Source organism: Granulicella sibirica (genome assembly GCF_004115155.1).
GTDB lineage: Bacteria > Acidobacteriota > Terriglobia > Terriglobales > Acidobacteriaceae > Edaphobacter > Edaphobacter sibiricus.
Window position 1 is genome coordinate 142,085 of sequence record NZ_RDSM01000004.1, and the last position, 19,481, is coordinate 161,565.

Here is a 19,481-nt window from a genome sequence, read left to right on the forward strand (position 1 = left end):
TGTCTGAGGTATTTCGCAGTGTCTTCCCCGCTCTCCAAGCTCAGAATCGCCATTCCTGCCGCCCTTCTTCTGGCTTGCGCGGGGATCGCGGTCTCGAAGCTATCCGCTCCGCATGCCGTGGCGCACGCTGAAGAGAACCAGGCGGCGGCGCGGAAGATCTACTCGGATAAGGTTGCCGAGAAGTACTTTGCCCACTTCGACGATAAGAGCCCGTTTCTGCCTTCGAATGCGAACACGGATACGGGGCAGTTTCTTGACCCGTCGACGGTGCCGAATGCGGCTTATTGTCAGCATTGCCACCAGGCGGCGCATACGCAGTGGCGGCAGTCGGCCCACGCGAACAGCTTTCGGGCTCCGTGGTATCGCAAGAACGTGACGCTGCTGATGGACACGAAGGGTGTCGAATATGCGCGGCACTGCGAGGGGTGCCACAACCCGATCGCGCTCCTGTCGGGGTCGATGACCAAGGGGGTTAGCCAGAATCGGAAGACGGATGAGGACGGCATCACGTGCATGGTGTGCCACTCGATGCGTCAGGCTCCGACGACGAAGAGCCAGCGAGGGATTGGAAGCTACGTGCTGGCGCAGCCGGCGGTGCTGGTGGACGAGGCGGGGCTGCCGATCATCGGGAAGGTTCCGGATATCGAGATTCTGTCGCATCTCGACCGGCACTCGAAGGCGGTGATGCAGGACTTCTACAAGACGCCTGAATTCTGCTCGTCGTGCCATAAGGCGGCGCTGCCGACGACGCTGAATGACTACAAGTGGCAGAGGGCTATTTTCCTTTCGGACGAGTGGCAACTTAGCTCGTTTGCCAAGCGGTCGCCGCTACCGTTTTATACGAAGGACACAGTCTCGACTTGCCAGACGTGTCATATGAGCCGGGAGAAGCTGGCTGCTGCCGGGCCTGAGTCACGGGATGCCGGGGCGAAGAATGGGACGCTGGTTTCGCATCGTTGGCTTGGGGCGAATACGCTTATCCCGACTTACTACAACTATCCGGATCAGTTAGCGAAGACGCAGGCATTTCTCAAGGCAGGGGTCTTCAATGTCGATCTGTTCTCGCTGGAGAAGGATGGGCAGAAGGGTTTGATCGCTCCGCTTGGTTCGGTGCCGTTCAGCATCGCTCCGGGGGATCTGCTTACGACTTCGATTGTGATTCAGAACAAAGGTGCGGCTCATAGTCATGTTCCGGAGCAGCGGGATATGTACGAGAGCTGGGTTGAGTTCCAGGTCTCGGATGCTTCGGGCAGGGTCATTGAGCATAGTGGCTTTCTGAAGCCGGATGGGCAGTTGGATGAGAGGGCTCACAGCTTTACCAATCGGCTGATCAATGCCAACTCGACCCTCAATGAGCATCATGAGGTCTGGGCGAACCGGGTTGTGGCTTATAACAACACGATCCAGTCCGGGCGCTCGCAAATAGTGCGCTACCAGTTCAAGGTTCCGGCGGATGTCAAAGGGCCGCTGACGGTTACCGCGCAGGTGAACTATCGGCGCTTCGACCAGACGTTCCTCGACTGGGCTATGAACAAGAAGCACTATCCCGAGCCTGTGGTTGTGATGAGCAGCCGGACGCGCACGTTTGAGATTGGCTCGAACGCTGCTGCCGCCGCGCCTGATCCGAACGACAACAAGGAGTGGATGCGGTGGAACAACTACGGCATCGGGCTGCTTGATGCCCAGCAGTATGCGGACTCCGCTGCGGCTTTTGAGCGTGTCGCGAGGATGCGTCCCGACTATGCGGATGCGTTCACGAACATCGCCCTGGCGAACTTCCAGTGGGAGCGCTACGACGCGGCTCGTGAGGCTATTGGCAAGGCTCTCAAGCTCGCTCCGCAGAATGCGCGGGCGCTGTACTATCTTGCGCTCGTGGAGCGGAACCAGGGTGATCTCGATGCGGCGATTCTCGACCTCCAGGCGGTGGTGAAGCAGTATCCGCTCTCGCGCGACGCTCACCGTGAGTTGGGCTTCAGCTTCTATCAGCAGCATAAGTATCCCGAGGCGCGGCTTGAGTATGAAGCGGTCCAGGGCATCGATCCCGACGATCTTGCAGCTCACTACAACCTGGCCATTCTTTATCGCCGTCTCGGGATGAAGGAGCAAGCCGCTACGGAAGCCGCTGCCTTCAAGGACCAGAAGGACGATCCCACCGCGGCGACTTACGCGCTGACGTTCCTGCGGAACCACAACGAGATCGCCGAAGAGAGCGTGCCCTGGCATGTCCATACGAGCGGAGATACCGTGGCTACGCCTGGGGCGATGCCCCAGACGTTCTCGCAGTCCGCAACGGGCGCAGCCCAATGACCTGGTTCGGCCGTTGTCGATCATCCGCTCTTACTTTTGCCTTGGTGTGCCCTGTGCTACTGGCGCAGGCCCCTCAAGAAGAAAAGCCAGTCGTCCATACCGGAGCCGAGCTCTTTCAGTCCAGCGGCTGCACTCATTGCCACATGATGAACGGCGAAGGGGGCACCAAGGGGCCGGATCTATCTGGTGTGGGACGCCGCCTCAAGCCTGAGGCCATCAAAATTCAGATTCAGCAGGGCAAGGGCGCCATGCCACCTTTCCAGGATGCGCTCTCCGATGACGAGATCAATGCGCTCGTCAGGTATCTCGAAAAGGCCAGGAGCAAGAAGTAGCGGAGTGCATCCGAGCAATCCGACCTGTTAGTCTTTCCGTCCTGTCATAGTAGAACCCCTGTTCAGGAGGGAACGATGCATAGGACAACAGGCGGAAGGCCACCATCCAGCCTCGGCTTTACTCTTATCGAGCTTCTGGTCGTCATTGCGATCATTGCAGTGCTCATCGCTTTGCTTCTTCCCTCCGTGAACCGCGCTCGCTCGGCGGCCGCGGATCGCGCAGCCTCCGACGACCTCACCGCTATTGGCAAGGCGCAGATTGCTTACCGTGAGAAGGCACAGGCTTACAGCGGCACCCTTACCGCGTTGACAAGCCTGCCTGCCGGTCTCGCTTCAGGCGTGGCCGATGGGCATCGCTTCAATGTCGTCTCTGCCTCCACCCAGGCGTTCGTAGTGCGGTCGGCGCCGCTCGAGCCGGGCCGCACCGGCAACCAGGCATGCACGATCGACGAGACGCTTAAGATTGCCTGCTGAATTCGTCCGAGTTGTTGCCAGAGTACTTGCTGTGGGCTCGGTGGATCCGACCTTAGGCGCGATGGTGCCGCGCCGAAGGTGGGGCCCCCGCCGTCGGGGTTTGTTCGGATGACGGCGGACAGTGAGAAAGACGAACGCAGATTCCCTTCGGAAATGACAACTAAGGAGGCTAGGGAATTGATGCGGAGTAGAGGGAGGTTCGGGCGAGGATGTAGAGGGTTTTGTGGTCCTTGCCTCCGAAGACGATGCTGATGGGGCGCTCGGGGACGTCGATTTCTCCGGCGGGGGTGCCGTTGGGGTTATAGATGTAGATCTGTCCGGCGGCCAGGTAGACCTTGCCGTCGGGGGCTACGGCTATGCTTTCGCCGCCCTGGTTGGTGAAGGGCTTGACGTGGGTGAGGGAGCCGTCGGGGGCGACCTGGCCGGACCAGGTCATCTTTTCACCCTCATCGCTAACGTAGAAGGTCTTGCCGGGGGTGGCGGGGCTCAGGGTGAAGGCGCGGAGGATGTCGGCCATCTTGATGCCGTAGTAGAGGGCTCCGGAGACGAAGTCTTCACCGGCGGGCAGGAAGGTTGAGCCGTCGGGGGACACGTACTGCCAGGGCTGAGGGCCTCCGATGCCGGTGGCGCGCTCGGCGGTGAAGCGCCAGTGGTCGGCGGGGAGGACGGCGGTCATGCCTGGGTGGGGCGCGGCGGGTTGGGGCTCGAGGATCTGGAGGTCGGTGGCGGGGCTGTCCGGTTTGAAGGTATAGACGGTTCCGGTGGCTCCGGCGTAGGAGATGACCATGAGGTTATCGGAGTGGTCGAAGAAGATGTTGCCGGGTTCGATGGCGTTGTCGCGGACGACTTCGAGGCGCTTGTCGGCCGGCAAGTAGCGGAAGATGTGCTGCTTGACCGTGTCGACGAAGTAGAGCTGGCCGTGGGAGTCGACGGTGGCGCTGGACGGGTTGAAGAAGCTTCCGGTGAGTCGGGTGGCCTGGATGTGCCTGGTGGCGACGGCTGCAGGGGATTTTTCCGGGATGGTGAGGGAGGCTATTTCGAGCTCGCGGTTGGTGATCCCGCTGTCATCGTCCTTGACGGAGGAATCGAAGGCGGCTTTGCTGTCGCTGTAGATGTGGAGGTTGCGGAAGCGGATGTTGTGCGAGTTGGAGACGTGGATGGTCTTGTCGTAGGGGACGAAGCTCGAGACGACGCGGTAGGCGTGGAACTCGGCGACGGTGATGTTGTCGGAGTCTTCGATAGCGAGCGGGAGGCACTGGGGGCCTTCGCCGCGTTCTTCTTCGGTTTGGAGAGCTACGATCTCCCAGTTGGAGACGCGCTTGAGCTTGACCTCGTTGCGGACATGATGCTCGCTGGATAGCTCGTAGACGTGGCCCTCGGTTTTGGTGTCGGAGATGTAGAGGCCGGCCTGGGAGAAGGTGTCGGGGGTCCAGATGTCAGAGAAGGTGCCACCGCCGCCGTTGAGGACCCAGAGGCTTGGGTACTGGACGTCCCAACGGTAGAGGGGGTTGGGGTCGCCGCTGTGAGTGTTGTTGTAGGGGTTCATGCGGGTGCCGTCGGCGTTGTTGGTGCCGTGGCCACCGAGGAAGCGGACGTCGTCCATGAGGGAGTCTTTGCCGGCCATCCACATGACGGCTACGGAGCGGCTGTTGACGCCGCCGGAGAACAGGCCGATGCCGGTGACGATGTTTGTGCCGCCTTGCGGCGCGAGGAGCATGGCTTTGGGAGCGCCGGGGCCGTCGAAGCCGGGGGTGCTGTCGGAGAGGTCGAACTGGGTGGTGCTGGGGTGGAGACCGATGAGGACGGTGTCGGGGCGGAGGCGGAGGGTGTTGGTGAGGCGGTAGCGGCCGCTGGGGAGATAGATGATGCGGTTGGTGTCGACGATGTGCTGGAGGGCGGCGGTGTCGTCGGTGCTGCCGTCGCCTTTGGCTCCAAGCTCGAGGGCGTTGGCCCAGTTGGTCTGGGTGGGCAGGGCTTGTATGGCGGGGGCGCTGGCTGGTGGGAGCGAGGGGATGGCTTTGGCGTCGATGCGGGTGACGATGACGCCCCTGGCTTTCGGAGAGTCGAAGGTCAGGCCGTGCGAGAACGTGGCTACGCGGTACGTGGGGCCGGCGCCGGAGAAGGTCTTGCCGCTGTCGCGAAGCTGGGCGAAGGTCTTGACACGGTCGCAGAGGGCGTCTTCGACGTTGATCTCGGTGAGGCGGGAGTTCTCTTCACTGATGAGGATGGCGGGACCGGAGATGTTTTCGAAGCGGGAGTTTTTGATCCAGAGCTCTTCGATGTGTTTGGGCTCGATGTCGACGGCGGTGGGGACGTTTTTGAAGGTGTCGTGGATGAGAACGAGGCCGGCTTCATGCTCCTTGATGGCGGCTTCGCGCTGGCCGTCGAAGGTGGAGTCAAGGAGGGTGAACTGCCAGCCGGGGGAGGGTCGGCCAGTCATGATGGCGAACTGGCCGCCGTCGAAGTGGAGGTCTTCGGCTTCGTTCCCGATGTCCTGCAGAGCGGCCATGCCGGAGCCGATGTGGAAGTTCATGTGGGTGAGGAAGCAGTGCTGGGCGACGTGGAAGCGGATGCCGACGGCTCCGGGGTTGGCGTCGCCGATCTCGAAGTCGATGTTGCTCATGGCGGAGTAGAAGGTGCCGGGGTTGGCGTCGACGACGTTGATGGTGGGAGGGACGGTTCCGGCGAAGGGTGCGGGAGCGACGGCTGGGGCGTTGGCGGGGCGCTGGAGGCCTCCGCGACGACGCTCGCCAGTGCGGCCTCCGGTGAAGATCACCATGTAGGACGGGCCGGTCTGGTAGCCGGGGGTGTTGGCGGGGAGGATGAGGGTGGGACGCTGCGCTCCGTAGCCGATGAGGCGGATGCCGGGCCAGACGTAGAGGGTTTTGGTGATGCGGTAGTGGCCTTCGGGGATGAAGAGGATGCCCTGGTGGGTGGTGTCGGCTACGGTGTCGATGGCTTTCTGGAGGGCGGCGGTGTCGTCGGCTATGCCGTCGGCCTTGGTGCCGAAGGTGTCGTGGCCGGGGGAGAGGTAGACGGCGGTTTTGTCTTCGAGACGGGTGGGGTAGAAGGATTGGGCTTGCGCGGCGATCGGGGCGGAGAAGGCTACGAGTAGCAGGAGGGTCAGGCGGGACATTCGGTGCTCCGTGGGTGATGGGCGGCGGCAACGGCAGAGGAAACGCGGATTCCCTTCGGGAATGACAACCAGAAAGGCAACGACAGCGGCAGCATTACCAGACGTAGGTGGCTACGGCTCCGGCGGGGAGGGTGGCTTTGGCGTCCTTGTTCTTGGCACGGATGGTGAAGGTGCTGGGCTGATCGGTGGTGTTGCTGACGATGAGGACGTGGTGCTTGGTGGGGGTGAGGAAGGCTACGTGAGGGAGGGCATCGGCGGAGGCGGGAGAGGCTATGCGGATGGAGCCGGGAGGGACGAATTTCGAGGCGTGGGAGGCGGTGTAGAAGGCGAGGTTGCGGAGGATGGAGTCGCCGTCGAGGGTGATGGCTCCGGTGCAGATGGGGCAGCCGCCGCTTGCGGTGTGTGGGCCGTTCTGGGGGTCGGCGGCGAGGTTCCAGAGGAGGACGTTGCGGCTCCAGTTCTCGGGGGCTCCGATGATGAGGCGGGCTACGGGCTTGGCGATAGCGAGCCCTGTGTCACGCCTGCCGGAGATGACCATCTGCTCGGTGAAGTAGATGTTCTTCTGCGGGAAGGCGTCGTGGGCGGTGGTGAGGGCGGTGATGTCGCCGAGGTAGAGATGGAAGCCGGAGCCGTCAGTGTACTTGTTGGCGGCGGCGTTCTTGAGGATGTCGATGGGGTAGTTGGGGTGATCGCAGTTGTGGTCGAAGGTGATGATCTTGGTGGGCAGGCCGGCCTTGGCGAGGGCGGGGCCGAGATCGTTGCCGATGAAGTCGGCTTCCTGGTCGGCGGTGACGACCATGCTTGGGGTGTTCTTGGGGTTCTCGGGCTCGTTCTGCGGGGTGAGGGCGTCGATGGGTATGCCTTCGGCCTTCATCGCCTCGAGGTACTTGACCCAGTAGGCAGCGTAGGCAGGGTAGTACTCCTTCTTGAGGCTGCCGGCTTTGGGGTTTTCGTTGTCCTTCATCCAGGATGGGGCGGTCCAGGGGGAGGCGAGGATCTTGATTTTTGGAGAGATGGCGAGGATCTCTTTGAGGACGGGGATGACGTCGTCGCGGTCGGGACCGAGGGAGAAGTTTTTGAGGTCGGGGTCGGTCTGGCCGACGGGCATGTCGTCGTAGGTGAAGACGTGGTCGTTCATGTCGGAGGCTCCGACTGAGACACGAAGATAGCTTGTGCCGACGTCGCCGGGGCCGTTGCCGAAGAGCTCTTTCAGCAGCGTGGCGCGGGCAGCGGGGCTCATCTTCATCATGAGCTGGGCAGTGCCGCCGGTGAGAGCGTAGCCGAAGCCGTCCATGGTCTGAAAGCGGGTCCTGTCGTCGATGACGATGGCGGGGCTGTCCTTCTGGCCCTTGGAGAAGGAGAGGTGCTGCGTCTGCTCGGTGAGGAGATTGGTCTTGTCGGGCGTGGTGAGCCAGACGGCGACGTCTTTGGAGGCGGCGTGCGCGGTGAAGGTGGCGGAGGCGAAAAGGAGGCTGGCGATCGCCACGGGAGTGCGGAACATCATGGAGGGACGGACCTCGTGTTGCAGGATGGGCTTTCGGCATCGCTGCCGCGCGCACACCATTGAAGGCCCGCGCAAGGACGGGTGTCAAGGCTGGAGGCGTGAAATTCGCTGGAGACAAGCGATTGTCTCCAGCGGCAGGGAGTAGGGAATACGGGAATAGAAGGGCTTACGGCTTGGGGTAGCCTTGCCAGATGTATTCGAGGGCTTCGGCCAGGGTTTGCTGCTTGACGGCGCGGTCGGTGTGACCGGCGTTGCGGGCGAAGACGAACTGGTAGTGATACCCCTTGGCGGCGAGGATCTGGGCCATCTTTTCGTTGGCTACGACCCAGTCGTGCATGTTGTCTCGCATGATGTTGGGGTTGAAGAGGTCGCGGTCGCCGACCTCCATCCAGAGGCGGATGGGTTTGTCTGGGGTGGAGGGGATGAGGTGCTCGTGGAACTCCCATGCGCCGTGAGGGGTGTCGGGGCTGGGCGGCCACTGCTGGTTGACGTAGGTGCCGGAGTAGGTGAGGACGCGGTGGTAGAGCTCGGGGTGGTACCAGGCCATGATGAGGGCGCAGGAGCCTCCGGAACTGCCTCCCATGGTGGCGCGGGCGTCGGGGTCTTTGGAGAGCTTGACGTGGTACTGGGACTCGACGAGGGGCAGGACTTCGGTTTCGACGAACTCGGCGTAGCGGCCGGACATGGTGTCGTACTCGAGGCCGCGTTCGCTGCCCTGGGCGTCGCCGCTGCCGTTGCCGATGGATATGGCGATCATGACAGGGAGGCGGTGCTGGGCGATGAGGTTGTCGAGGGCGGTGAAGAGGAGGCGGTCAGGGCCGTCGGCTCCGATGATGAAAGGGGCTACGGTGCCGGGGACGTACTGTTTGGGGACGTAGACGGCGACTTTGCGGGTGTAGGGGGCGGGGTGGCTGGTGGTGAGGATGAGCCTGGCGGGGTCGGATGGATCGGCGGTGCCGAAGGTGTTGGGTTCGCGGGCGATGCCGGGGTAGAGCTTGCTGTCGGTGGACTGCATGGTGAATTCGTGGACGTCGCCCTGGGGGACGGTGGGCAGGGCCGTTGTGTCGGGCGAGGGGGTATGGGTGGGGCCGAGGATGAAGTTGCCGTCGGCTTTGGCGGGGGCGTTGGTGTCGTCGGGGAGGGTGGCGGCTTTGACGTAGCCGGGGGTGCCGGGGTCGCGTGTGGGTGGGGTTGGGCGTGCAGGTGGTGCTGCGGGTGCTGGAGACTGGGCGTGCGACGTGGCGGCGAGGAGGGTGATGAGGATTGTGAGCGTTGCGCGGCGCGGCAGCATTGGGTCTCCGTCTCGCATGGGATGGGAGAATCCCACTGCGAGACGGAGAGTAGCACAGGTTATGGCCTGGAAGGGTCGTTGATGGGTTCGCGAGAGTCGGCGGTGATGAGTTCGGATTCGATGAGGGGAACGGGGATCATGCCTTCGTTGTTGAAGCGATCCATGAAGTCGCGGAGGACGAAGGGTTTGTTGAGGGCGTCCTGCTGGTGGCTGTACTCCATCATGAGGCGGTCGAAGAGGATCTTGCCGGTGACGTAGCTTGTGCCGTAGCCGGGCTGGCGGAGGTAGAGGAGCTGCTCGAAGGCGGTAAGGGTGTCGGCGGCACCGGCCCAATGGCGCGGGGTCCACTCTCCCTGGATGTGGCCGGCCTCGACGAGGTTGATCATGTTGGCCTGGACGTAGAGCGAGGCGAGGCCGCGGGCGGCGCGGTTGGCGAGCATGCACCAGACGAGCTCTTTCGCGCGGGGTTCGTTGTCGTAGAGGCCGGCGTGCATGACGAGCTCTTCGAAGGCGGTGGCGAAGCCTTCGGCGCGGGTGTCCCAGATGTTCGAGAGGGGGATGGAGCGGCGGATGGGGCTTGGGTTCGGCTCGTCGCGCATGCGGGCCAGGTCGATCCAGTGGTAGTCGTGGGAGAGGAGAAGCATGGGCTCGCGGTGAGTGACGCGGGTGAAGAAGACGCGCTTTTCTACCGGGACCGCGTTGCCTGATTGATGCTCGATCACTTCGGGGACGAAGTGGCCTAGTTCGGGTTCAAGGGCTCCGCGGATGTATGGCTTGTCGGGGATAATCTCCTGCTTGACGAGGAAGTCGATGAAGGTGTCGAGGCGGGCGTGGGTGAGCTTGTCGAAGGCGGCAGCGCCGGGGACGGGTTCGAGCGGCGGGAGATTGCGGTTGTTGTGCTCTTCGAGGCGGAGGGAGGCCTGGGCGCGTTCGAGTTCGCGGTGCAGGAGGGCCACCTCCTGCTCCCAGGTGTAGGGAAGCATGTGGACGTTCTGCTCGTACCAGGTGTAGTTCTCTTTGCCTACGCCGGAGGGGCCGGTCTTGGTAGGGGCCAGCTTGTCGAGCCAGGCTACGAAGTCGTCGGTTGCCTTTTTGGCGTTGGCGACGGCGGTCTTCAGCTCGGGGCTCGTGCCCTCGAGGGTGGCGTGCTGGCCTCCGCCAAGGGTGGTGACGTGGAGGGTTCCGGCTTCGAGGGAGGCGAGGGTGCGGGACTGGTTGCGGAGTTCCTGCTCGCCGTAGAACCAGATGTCGTGGGCGTTGCTGTCCTTGATGTTGTCCCTGGCCTCGGTGAGGAGGGCGGGGATGATGTTGAGCCTCGCGGCCAGCTCAGTCTGGGCAGAGGGAGAGAGCGGGAAGGTGTACTTGTAGAGCTCTATCTCGGGCTGGGAGATGGGGCCTTCGCGGCGGGGGCAGTCGCTGCGGGCGGGCCAGACGCTGACGTAGAAGGCGGGGTCGCGAGCCCAGGGACGGAGGACGCGAAGGTTGAAGTCGAGGCCGTTCATCTCGGCTTTGACCAGCTTCGCGTCATTCTGCTGCTCGATGGGCCATGCGGAGACGTCAAGGTCGGCGAGACGCTTCTGCCAGGCGGGGAGGGCCTTGGCCTTGGCGGCCATGGCGGCGGCGCTGTAGTCCGGTGTGGTGCCTTTGAGAACGGGGGCTTCGAAGGCTCGCCACTCGTCGAAGAGCTGCACGAGCGCGGGGTAGCCGGTGGGCGCGGGGGCTTCGGCTAACAACGTGCCGGAAGCGCCCATTCCAAGGGCCAGGGCTGCAGCTGCCAGAATGGTGCGGAGGGGTGCCTTCATGTCTTGCTCCTTGGGGTGTATGTCTGGTTTACCAGAGTGGGTAGGGCGGGTCTTTGCGGTCGAAGTACATCCGGTAGGGGAAGCCTTCGTTGTAGGCGTAGAAGGGGCGGAAGCGGAGGCGGACGTGCTGGCCGTCGGGGCGCTCGACGCGGTACATGCCGGGGACGGCGGGTGCGGAGAAGTGGGAGGCGAGTGGGGTGTCGTCGGCGATGAGTAGGCGGTTGAGGGATTCGTCGTCGGGCGGCAGGAGGAAGTTGGGGTCGTGGTAGTCGTCGTCGAGGGCGAGGACGACGGGGCCACGTACGACGGCGACGCGGTCGGGGTGCTGACGATCGACGGACTCGGTGCGGAGGGGCATGGGGATGTGGAGTTCGACGGTGTCGCCGGGGCTCCATTGGCGGCTGATGGTGGCCCATGTGCCGGGTTTGCAGGGGACTATCGAGGGCTTGCCGTTGACCTTGAGGGAGACGCTTTGGGACCACTGAGGAACGCGGAGGCGGAGGTCGAAGGTGGTGGGGGTGGCGGGGTCTACGTTGAGGGTGATGCTTTCGGAGAGCGGGTACGTCGTGTGCTGGGTTAGCTTAACCTGCGTACCGCTGAGGGTCCAGGTGATCTCGGAGGGGACGTAGAGGTTGACGTTGAGGCCGGTGGCGTTCTTGAAGGCGATGAGGTCGTGGTAGGCGGCGAGGTCCTGGAAGTAGGTTCCGGAGCAGCAGGTGAAGTTATCCCAGCGATCGACCTTCATGCCTCCGGCGACGCGGTAGTCGGAGTAGTAGAAGTTGCGGCCGCCCTCGGTGACGGGGAGCGAGGCCCCGATGCCGTTGTAGAAGAGCTGCTCGATCCAGTCGCCGTAGCGGGCTTCGCCGGTGAAGCGGATGAGGTGCTGGGCCATCTTGAAGGCTCCCCAGGAGCCGCAGCCGGTTTCAAAGGTGTCGGAGCGGGTGTCGAGGGAACGGCCGAGGCTTCCGTCGGGGGCCATGAAGCGCTCATTAGGGCCATAGCCTCCGGTGGCGAAGCACTGGGTGTTCTGGAGGTAGTCGAAGGCGTTGACGAGGATACGGAGGGTGACGGGGTCGCCGGTGACCTCGTAGTGCATGGCGGCGCTGGAGAAGGTGTTGACATGGGAGAAGGCGTGGACGCCGTGGGCATCGGCGGGGGATGCGGTGCCGGCGAACTTGTTCCAGTAGGTGGGGTAGAGCCAGACCTCGGCGAAGGTGCGGTAGCGTGGGTCGCCGGTGATTTGGTAGGCGCGGTAGAGGTTCTCAGAGAGCTTGTACCACTCGCCGGGGCGACCGGAGTAATAGACGTTGTCCTGCTTGATGGCGGGGAGACGCTCGCGGCTGATGTTCTTCTCGGCGTGTGCGGTGATGCGATCGAGGAGGGGCATGGCGGTGGGGTCGGCGGCGTAGAGGTGCATGTCGACGAGGCCGCAGTTCATCTTGGCGTACTCGGCTCGACCGTTGCCGTCGGGGGCTATGGTTTTGGCCCACTCGGCCAGGAGGTAGGTGGCTTTGTCGCGGTAGGCGGTGTCGCCGGTGGCGCGGTAGAGGCGCGACATGGCGCTGGTCCAGTCGCCGAGGAGGCCGTCGGTGCGTGGGTAGGCCCAGCCGCCCAGGCTCTTGCCGGGTGCGGGAAGGCCGGCGGCGGCGCGGAAGCCGTGGAGGATGTTGTCGTCGGAGAGGTTGAGGTAGAAGGCTCTTGCGCCGTCGATCTGGTCGAGCCAGCGGCTGGGTAGGAGGCAAACACCCTGGTAGTCGAAGGTCTCGAGCTTGATGTGGGATGGGGCTGAAGGTGCGGCGTGCAGCGTTGGATTGGATGCGAGTGCGGCGACGGTTGCGGCGGCGGATTTGAGGAACTGGCGGCGCGGGATGAGATAGGTCATGAGGCTTCCGCTCCGGGTGGGCCGAGGGATTCTGTCGCTGTCAGCGTATTCTGTAATGTATACAATAACTCGTCTGGCGTGAGAAGAGGATTGTCTCGAACGGAGGAACGATGCGGATTCGTGGGTGGTCTGGACGGCTTGCGTTGATGGCGGTTTGCGGTTGCGGTGCGGTGACGGCGTGGGGGCAGGCTCCTCCGGCGTTGCTGCCGGAGGAGGTGAAGGTCGAGTCGCGGGGGATATTCAAGGAGCTGATTGAGATCAATACGACTAACTCGGTGGGCAATGTGACTATGGCTGCCGAGGCGATGAAGGCGCGGTTTCTGAGAGCTGGGTTTGCCGAGGAGGATCTGCCGATCGTTGGGGCGAATCCGAAGAAGATGAACCTTGTGGTGCGGCTGCGTGGCACGGGGGCGAAGAAGCCGATTTTAGTCTTATGCCACCTGGATGTTGTCGAGGCGGAGCGGAAGGATTGGACGACCGATCCGTTTCAGTTTGTGGAGAAGGATGGCTTCTTTTACGGGCGTGGGACGCAGGATATGAAAGAGGCTGACGCGATCCTGGTGGAGACGCTGATTCGCTTCAAGCGGGAAGGGTATAAACCGGATCGAGACATCATCCTGGTGTTGACGGCGGGGGAAGAAGGCGGTGGGGATAATGGGGTGCGGTGGTTGGTGGAGAATCGCAAGGATTTGATCGATGCGGATTTTGCACTGAATCCAGACTCGGGGCCAGTGCTGATGAAGAACGGCAAGGCTACGATCGTGACCGTTGAAGCGATTGAGAAGAGCAGCGCGAACTTTGAGGTGACGGCTACGAATCGTGGCGGGCATAGTTCGCTGCCAAGGCCGGACAATGCGATCTATGCGCTGGCGGCGGCGTTGGGGAAGGTGGAGCATGCTCCGTTTCCGGCGGAGTTGAATACCGTGACGCGGCCGTTCTTTGAGAAGGTGGCGGCGACGGAGCCCGCGGATGTTGCGGCGGATATGCGTGCCTTGTTGAGCACGCCGATGGATGCGGGAGCGGTCGAGAGGCTTTCGCGGGATCCTTTCTTCAATGCGACGCTGCATACGACATGCGTGGCTACTCGGTTGTCGGGTGGTCATGCGAATAATGCTCTGCCGCAGACGGCTACGGCTGTGGTGAACTGTCGGATTTTGCCGGGGCATAGCGCGGACGAAGTCGGGAAGGTGTTGGCGGATGCAGTTGGGGATCCGAGCGTGACGGTGAAGCAGCAGGTGTTGGCGGGAGCGGGCGTGCGGAAGCCGATGGCGGCTCCGCCGATGCGCGAGGATGTGTTTGGTCCGCTGGATAAGCTGTCGGCTCTATTCTGGCCCGAGGCCGTGGTGGTGCCGCAGATGGAGCCGGGTGGGTCGGATAGTACGGCTACGGCGGCTGCGGGGATTCCTAGCTACGGGATTTCAGGCGTTGAACTGGATGAGGATGATAACCGCATGCATGGGAAGGATGAGCGGCTTGGTGTCGAGGCTTACTTCCATGGGGTGGCGTTTTATTACGCTTATTTGAAGGCGCTTTCGGGTGGGAGTTGATCTGCGCTAAGGGCGCTGTTGGGCGTCTTACGTTCCCACCCTAACCGACGATAAGACTGTCGGCGAGGGATGGGGCACCTGAAACTTCGGGGCGGTTGGAAAAGAAAAGGGCGGGAGCGATTTTGGCGCTCCCGCCTCTATTGTTGCGTTCCGCAGACCTTCGAGCCTCTTTGTTTAGAAGAGAGCCTTCAGGCTGAACTGGACGTTGAAGGGTTCGCCGGGACCGATGCCGGGGGCGCCGTTGTAGTCGCCGATGGTGTCGGTGAGCTGGCCGAGGCTGCTGCCAGTGGTGGCGTGGAAGGGTGCGTAGTTGATCCGGTTGAAGAGGTTGAACATCTCGGCGCGGAACTGGAGACGAAGCTTCTCGGTGACGTTTCCGGTCTTGAAGACGGAGAAGTCGACGTCGTTATAGCCGGGACCGCGGACCTGCGTGCGGCGGGAGGTGACGAAGGTTCCCTTGGGCGAGTTGACGAAGGAGGCGGGGTTGATCCAGTAGGCTACGCCGTTGACGAGCGAGCGGCTTGCTCCGTTGTAAGGGTTGGCGAGGACCTGGGTCGCGCGCTGGGAGCCTTCTCCGGTCCCGGAGTTGTCGGCGCTGCTCTGGATGGAGACGGGCTCGCCGCCGTAGATGGAGAAGACGCTATGGAGCTCGAAGCCGCCGGTAAGCCAGTGCGGGGTTTTCGCGAGGGTGGGGATGTCGTAGTTGACGATCGCTTTGAAGTTGTTGGTGATGTCGTAGGAGCTGTTGCCGTAGTCGGCACCGATGTTGGTGGAGTCCTGCGGGAGAGCGCTGCGGTAGTTGGTTCCGTTATCGAGGTTGTGGCTCCAGGTGTAGGTGAACATCGAGGTGACGCCATGGAGGTTCTGGAGGCGAAGAGTGGTCTGGAGCGAGTTGTAGTTGGCGTTGCCTGCGCTGTCTAGCTCGTTGACGGCTCCGTAGGTGGGGTACTGGGCGAAGAGAGGACGGCTGCTCTGCTTGGCGTAGGCGGCGACGCTGGAACCGGCAGGGTTGAGGGCGGCCTGGTTGATGTCGCGGAGCAGGATCTGCTTGCGCGCCTGGGAGCCGACGTAGCCGATCTGCAGGACGGCGTTGGTGCCGAGCTGCTGCTGGATGTTCAGGCTGTAGTTCACCGTTGAGCCGGGGCGGAGGTTCTGGCTGACGGTGTAAACACCGCAGGGCGAGACCTTGGTGGTGGTGACGATGCAGGTGGTGGCGGGGGTGGCGGCGAGCGGAGCGAGAAGCTGTCCGTCGACGATCGTCTGGGGCTGGACGGAGAGGGTGAAGACGGGGGCGGCTCCGGCGGGATTGCCCTGGAGGCCGATGGCTCCGCCGTTCTTGACGCTCTGCGAGAGGAAGACGTTGATGTTCGGGGTGTCGTAGTAGAGACCGGCAGCGGCGCGGATGACGAGGCCCTTGGTGAAGGAGGGCTCATAGGTGAAGCCGGCGCGCGGGCTGAAGTTCAGGCGCTTGGGCGGGAAGACGGAGCCGATGCCATCGCCCTGGAAGACGATGCCGGTGGCGGGGGTGAAGACCGAGAGATCCTTGTTGTTGTTGTAGAGGGGGCCGGTGTAGTCGTAGCGGACGCCGTAGTTGAAGTTGAGTTGCTGGGTGGCCTTCCAGGCATCCTGGGCGAAGATGCCGAAGGAGTTGACGAAGACCTCACGGGCCTGGTTGCCGCGGGCGACGGTTCCGCTGGCGAGATAGCCTGCGAGAAAGTCGGCGAGGATGGGGATGTTCTTGTCGGCGAAGGTGTCGTTGGCCCAGGGGCCGTGGGCTCCGTCGAAGACGTACTGGCCGATGCCGTTGGAGTGGTAATTCTCTGTGACGTAGCCGCGGCGGTACTCGCCGCCGAAGCGGATGTCATGTGCGCCGAGGGTGAGGGTGAAGGCGTCGGTAGCGTGGCCGGTGGTCCCGTTGCGGCTGAGGGGCGGCGTGGGTCCGATGGGATCGAACTGCGAGCTTGCACCGAGGAGAATGTTCGGGGCTCCGGAGATGTCGGTGACGCCGGTGTTGAAGCCGAGGGCGATGGGGTTGAAGTTGGTGTTGGCGTCTTTATAGGCCTGGAAGAAGTAGTCGGCGCCGAGGAGGACCTGGTTCGAGAAGCGGGAGGAGATCTGGTTGTTCCAGACGATGGCGTAGTTCTGGGCGCGGGTGGGGACGGTCTGGTAGTAGTCGGGAATCTGGGAGCCGGAGGGTGCGGCCTGCTGGCCTTCGCCGGAGAACCAGTGGAAGGAGACGGTGTTCTTCTCGTTGATGTTGTAGTCGAACTTCACGGAGCCGTTGTAGGTGTGGCCGCTGATGGGGACGGTGCTGGTGAAGTTTCCGGTGGTGGCGGGGCCGGTGAGGGTGTTGGCGGGCCAGAAGGTGGCAAGCATGGCCTTGGTGACGGTGTTCGGGGAGACGTTGTACTTGGCTAGCGTGGCGAGGGCGAGGGTCTGGTAGGCCACCGAGGGCTCGGTGCCTAGGCCGGAGGTGCCAAGCTCGAAGCGCTGGGTTTCAAAGGAGCCGAAGAAGAAGAGCTTGTTGTGAATGACCGGTGCGCCGAGGGAGACGCCCCAGTTGTAGTTGCGGACCTTCTGCTTGGTCGTGGTGAAGGGGGATTTGGCTCCGAAGAGTTCGTTGCGGTTGTAGTAGTAGGCGGTGCCGTGAATGTGATTCGTGCCGGAGCGGAGGGTGAGGTTGACGGTTCCGGCGGGGTTGCGGCCTGCTTCGGGAAGGGAGAGCGTCTGGACCGAGAAAGACTCGACCGTATCGAGCGGGAGAGTGGTTCCGGGAAGGCCGCTGACTCCGCCTTCGTTGGCGGCAGGCTCGTTGTGCCAGAAATCGTTGTTGTCGACACCGTCGATCTGCCAGTTGATCTGGTTGCGGCGGGCTCCGTTGAGCGAGCCGTTGAAGCCCTGGCCACCGGCGTAGCCTGCGTATCCGGGTGTGAGGGCGACCATCTGGGTATAGCCGCGGCCATTGAGGGGGAGATCGGAGACGGTCTGGGCGGATAGGGTGGCGGTGTTGGCGATGGTCGCGGTGTCGAGGCTGAGTGCGTCGGCTGAGACGACGACCTCGGTGCTCTGGGTGGCGACACCTACCTTGATGTTGAGATCGACGACCTGGCCCGCGCTCACGGCCACTTTCTCGACGCGCACCTTATCGAAACCGGATGCCTCCACAGTGACGGTGTAGTTGCCGAGGGGAAGCTCCTGGAAGATGAATGTTCCGGCACTGGAGGAGGTGGTCTGGTGGATCTGGTTGGTGTCGACGTTCTGCGCGGTGACGGGGGCAGAGGCGACAGAGGCTCCGGTAGCGTCGACGACGGTGCCGCTGATGCCTCCGCGGAAGGTCTGGGCGAGGCCCGTGATGGGCAACATCAGGAGGCAGACCAGAAGGAGATAGAGGGAGTAAAGACGGGAAGCGGAGCGCATCATGAAGATCTCCTCGCGGATAGGTGAGTCAGAAATGGATGCCGGCGCTGTGTCGCCGTGGAGAGCGGTGCGCTTCCCTGCGGTTAGGGGAAGTGAGTCTCTGGACCGAGAAAGCGGGTGCCATTCACCCTCTGAGAGGGGCGAGTACAAAGTGTGGATACAATGAAGAATACATTGCGGCATGCAGATGTCAAGGTAGTTCGTACTCTGTGGGTGATGCACGGAGGTACGGATGTCTCGCGAAGAAGTTCAAATCCCGCATAGATTGGATCTCATGACCCAGCCAGGACTCTCGACCGCAGAACCGGTGGTTGCGACACGGACATTGAAACGGCAGCTTGGCTTCTTCGACTCCGCGATGATCGTGGTGGGCGTGATGATCGGGTCGGGGATCTTCATTGTCCCGGCGAACATGGCCCGGGTGCTGGGAAGCCCGGGATGGCTGCTGCTGGCGTGGGTGTTCGCGGGAGTGCTTACGGTGAGCGCGGCGCTTTCGTTTGGAGAGCTCTCGTCGATGATGCCGGGAGCAGGTGGAATGTATCTGTATCTCTCCGAAGCCTACTCGCCGCTTTGGGGATTTCTTTACGGGTGGACGTTTTTTACCGTGATTCAGACGGGGACGATTGCCGCGGTGGGCGTGGCGTTCGCGAGGTTCTCAGGGGTGCTGTTTCCCTGGATCTCGGAAAGGAATTACCTGCTTGGGCCGGTGAAGCTTTCGGAACATTATGCGATCTCGCTTTCATCGGCACAGATGGTTGCGCTGGTGGCGATCCTGCTGTTGACGGGGACGAATGCGCTTGGGTTGAAGTATGGGAAGTGGGTGCAGAACCTGTTCACGGTGACGAAGATCGCGGCGCTGGGAGCGTTGATCGTTGCCGGATTCACAATCGGGCGGAGTTCTGCTGCGGTGCATGAGAACTTTGCGCAGATGTTTGTGACTCGCAGCGGTAGTGCGGCACCGGAGATGGTTGGGGCGTTGGGGATTTTGGTCGCGGTGTGCGTGGCGCAGTCGGGGTCGCTGTTTTCTGCGGACTCATGGCATAACGTGACGTTCGCGGCGGAGGAGGTGAGGGACCCGCGACGGGTGTTGCCGAGGGCTTTGATCCTGGGGAGCGTGCTTGTGATCGTGCTGTATCTCGCGGCGAACGTGGCTTATCTCTCGACGCTTTCGTTTGGCGAGATACAGGGTGCGGCGCATGACCGGGTGGCGACGGCGATGCTCGAGAAGATCTTTCCGTCGGTCGGCGGACGGCTAATGGCGCTGGCGATCATGATCTCGACGTTCGGGTGCATCAACAGCCTGATTCTGGCGGGAGCTCGGGCTTACTATGCGATGGCGCGGGATGGGCTGTTCGTCCCGGCGGCGGCGAAATTGAATAAGGCGAATGTTCCGGGGGCTTCGCTGGCGATGCAGGCGGTGTGGGCGGGGATGCTGGTGTTGCTGACGACTTACTCGGCCACGGCAGGGTATGGAAATCTCTATAGCGATCTGCTGGATTATGTGATTTCAGCGGCACTTATTTTCTATGTGCTGACGATCGCTGCTGTTGTTGTGCTGCGATGGAAGAGGCCTTTGGCTGAGAGGCCGTATCGGACGTTTGGGTATCCGGTTACGCCGGGGTTTTACGTTCTTGGGGCTTCGGCGATCGTGGTTTGTCTGTTTGTGTTTCGACCGGCTACTACCTGGCCTGGGTTGGGGATTGTTGCTTGCGGAGCTCCGGTTTACTTCTTGATTCGGAGACGGAAGAGGTAGGGAATCCCACATCTCAGAGGCGAGATGTGGGATTCC

The 19,481-nt window shown here is 62.6% G+C and carries 11 protein-coding genes; 5 read left to right on the forward strand and 6 right to left on the reverse strand.

What is annotated here, in order from left to right:
- The first annotated feature begins 18 nt into the window (after positions 1–18).
- The 3 genes from GRAN_RS22135 (at position 19) to GRAN_RS25940 (ending at position 3,113) form a co-directional block, all read left to right on the forward strand.
- A complete protein-coding gene (locus GRAN_RS22135) occupies positions 19–2,307 on the forward strand; it encodes a tetratricopeptide repeat protein (protein ID WP_241655087.1) in 2,289 nt (762 codons plus the stop codon).
- The gene (locus tag GRAN_RS22140; protein ID WP_128915251.1) at positions 2,304–2,639 is read left to right on the forward strand and encodes a c-type cytochrome; all 336 of its coding nucleotides are present in this window, start codon (positions 2,304–2,306) and stop codon (positions 2,637–2,639) included. The genes GRAN_RS22135 and GRAN_RS22140 overlap by 4 nt, the downstream gene beginning before the upstream one ends.
- Positions 2,640–2,714: 75 nt before the next feature.
- Positions 2,715–3,113, forward strand: a complete 399-nt coding sequence (locus GRAN_RS25940) for a type II secretion system protein (protein ID WP_206662829.1) — start codon at positions 2,715–2,717, stop codon at positions 3,111–3,113.
- A gap of 169 nt (positions 3,114–3,282) precedes the next feature.
- Here GRAN_RS25940 and GRAN_RS26795 read toward each other — a convergent pair whose 3' ends face one another.
- The 5 genes from GRAN_RS26795 to GRAN_RS22170 all read right to left on the reverse strand — a co-directional run bounded on the left by GRAN_RS26795 (position 3,283) and on the right by GRAN_RS22170 (position 12,728).
- Positions 3,283–6,249 carry a glycosyl hydrolase family 28-related protein gene (locus tag GRAN_RS26795; protein WP_128915252.1) on the reverse strand — a complete coding sequence of 989 codons (2,967 nt, stop codon included), beginning with the start codon at positions 6,247–6,249 and terminating at the stop codon, positions 3,283–3,285.
- Between the two features lie 94 nt (positions 6,250–6,343).
- On the reverse strand, positions 6,344–7,753 hold the full coding sequence (locus GRAN_RS22155; protein ID WP_241655088.1) for a glycoside hydrolase family 30 protein: 1,410 nt from the start codon (positions 7,751–7,753) through the stop codon (positions 6,344–6,346).
- Positions 7,754–7,919: 166 nt separating this feature from the next.
- A complete protein-coding gene (locus GRAN_RS22160; RefSeq protein ID WP_128915253.1) occupies positions 7,920–9,044 on the reverse strand; it encodes an alpha/beta hydrolase in 1,125 nt (374 codons plus the stop codon).
- 59 nt (positions 9,045–9,103) lie between these two features.
- Positions 9,104–10,846: a DUF885 family protein gene (locus tag GRAN_RS22165; RefSeq protein ID WP_128915254.1), complete on the reverse strand. Its 1,743-nt coding sequence runs from the start codon at positions 10,844–10,846 to the stop codon at positions 9,104–9,106.
- A 28-nt stretch (positions 10,847–10,874) separates the two neighbouring features.
- Positions 10,875–12,728 (reverse strand): beta-L-arabinofuranosidase domain-containing protein, encoded by a 1,854-nt coding sequence (locus GRAN_RS22170; RefSeq protein ID WP_128915255.1) that lies wholly within the window; start codon positions 12,726–12,728, stop codon positions 10,875–10,877.
- Between the two features lie 110 nt (positions 12,729–12,838).
- Between GRAN_RS22170 and GRAN_RS22175 the strand changes: the two genes are divergently transcribed.
- Positions 12,839–14,275: a M20/M25/M40 family metallo-hydrolase gene (locus GRAN_RS22175; protein WP_128915256.1), complete on the forward strand. Its 1,437-nt coding sequence runs from the start codon at positions 12,839–12,841 to the stop codon at positions 14,273–14,275.
- Positions 14,276–14,449: 174 nt separating this feature from the next.
- Here the strand turns inward: GRAN_RS22175 and GRAN_RS22180 are convergent, their stop codons facing one another.
- Positions 14,450–17,695 carry a TonB-dependent receptor domain-containing protein gene (locus GRAN_RS22180; RefSeq protein WP_161571111.1) on the reverse strand — a complete coding sequence of 1,082 codons (3,246 nt, stop codon included), beginning with the start codon at positions 17,693–17,695 and terminating at the stop codon, positions 14,450–14,452.
- A 271-nt stretch (positions 17,696–17,966) separates the two neighbouring features.
- Here GRAN_RS22180 and GRAN_RS22185 point away from each other — a divergent pair, with 271 nt between their 5' ends.
- Positions 17,967–19,445 (forward strand): APC family permease, encoded by a 1,479-nt coding sequence (locus GRAN_RS22185; RefSeq protein ID WP_128915258.1) that lies wholly within the window; start codon positions 17,967–17,969, stop codon positions 19,443–19,445.
- Positions 19,446–19,481 lie beyond the last annotated feature (36 nt).

Coding starts and splice junctions, on each gene's coding strand:
- GRAN_RS22140 (WP_128915251.1), top strand. CDS start 2,304: ATGACCTGGTTCGGCCGTTGTCGATCATCCGCTCTTACTTTTGCCTTG.
- GRAN_RS25940 (WP_206662829.1), top strand. CDS start 2,715: ATGCATAGGACAACAGGCGGAAGGCCACCATCCAGCCTCGGCTTTACT.
- GRAN_RS26795 (WP_128915252.1), bottom strand. CDS start 6,249: ATGTCCCGCCTGACCCTCCTGCTACTCGTAGCCTTCTCCGCCCCGATC.
- GRAN_RS22155 (WP_241655088.1), bottom strand. CDS start 7,753: ATGATGTTCCGCACTCCCGTGGCGATCGCCAGCCTCCTTTTCGCCTCC.
- GRAN_RS22160 (WP_128915253.1), bottom strand. CDS start 9,044: ATGCTGCCGCGCCGCGCAACGCTCACAATCCTCATCACCCTCCTCGCC.
- GRAN_RS22165 (WP_128915254.1), bottom strand. CDS start 10,846: ATGAAGGCACCCCTCCGCACCATTCTGGCAGCTGCAGCCCTGGCCCTT.
- GRAN_RS22170 (WP_128915255.1), bottom strand. CDS start 12,728: ATGACCTATCTCATCCCGCGCCGCCAGTTCCTCAAATCCGCCGCCGCA.
- GRAN_RS22175 (WP_128915256.1), top strand. CDS start 12,839: ATGCGGATTCGTGGGTGGTCTGGACGGCTTGCGTTGATGGCGGTTTGC.
- GRAN_RS22180 (WP_161571111.1), bottom strand. CDS start 17,695: ATGATGCGCTCCGCTTCCCGTCTTTACTCCCTCTATCTCCTTCTGGTC.
- GRAN_RS22185 (WP_128915258.1), top strand. CDS start 17,967: ATGACCCAGCCAGGACTCTCGACCGCAGAACCGGTGGTTGCGACACGG.